This window comes from Burkholderia sp. E168m23 (genome assembly GCF_016586125.1).
GTDB classification, from domain to species: Bacteria; Pseudomonadota; Gammaproteobacteria; order Burkholderiales; family Burkholderiaceae; genus Burkholderia; species Burkholderia orbicola.
The window spans coordinates 1-704 of sequence record NZ_BCPP01001626.1 but is presented as its reverse complement, the minus strand read 5'-3'; the positions used below and the strand labels follow the sequence as shown (position 1 = coordinate 704).

1 pseudogene is annotated in these 704 nt (G+C 69.7%); it reads right to left on the bottom strand.

What is annotated here, in order from left to right:
* Positions 1-697: pseudogene (locus JMF90_RS39300) on the bottom strand (type II secretion system F family protein); the annotation flags it as partial.
* Positions 698-704: the final 7 nt, after the last annotated feature.

The following is a 704-nucleotide window of genomic DNA, read 5'->3' as shown; positions in this document are numbered from 1 at the left end:
GCGCACCGACAGACGCAGTACCGCGCCGACCAGTTCGAATTCGCGAATACGGTACGTGTGCGCGATATGCAGCATCGCGCGATCGATGTCGACGCCGGAGCGCAGCATTCGCGACACGTCGTCGAGGCAGCGGCGCAGCGGCATTTCGGCCGTCTGAAGCGCCGACTGGAACGCCGCCGGCACGCTGTTCCCGAGCGTCACGAGCCGTACGATCCCGTCGAGAAACGACGGCAACTGACGGACGATCTTCAGGCGGCGCCGGCTGATGCGTGACGTGATCCACAGCACGACCAACACACTGCCCGCGATGAGCGCGGCCGCCGCGGCGAGCACGCCGCCGGCCATGCCGGCCCACAGTGCGAGCAGCACGACGATCGCCAGCGACAGCACGAGGCCGGCGCGGACTTCATCGAGGCCCGCACGGTCGGACAGCACAGCCCATGCGTTGAACGCCGACGCACGCCAGCGCGCGAACCCTTGTTCGGGCTCCTGCGGGGTCGCCGTACCGGCGCCGGGCGCGCGCGGTGCGTGTATCGCCAGCCGATGCGGCGGGGCGCGCGCCCTGTCCGACGCGGCTGTCGAAGAACCGCTGCGCATGCGCACGCCCTTCCCGCACCTGGCTTCCGCGCCACAGCAGCAACCCGGCCGCCGCGCAAATCAACGCGAACATCAGCGCGAGCAAGGTGGCGCTAGACATTGAAGCC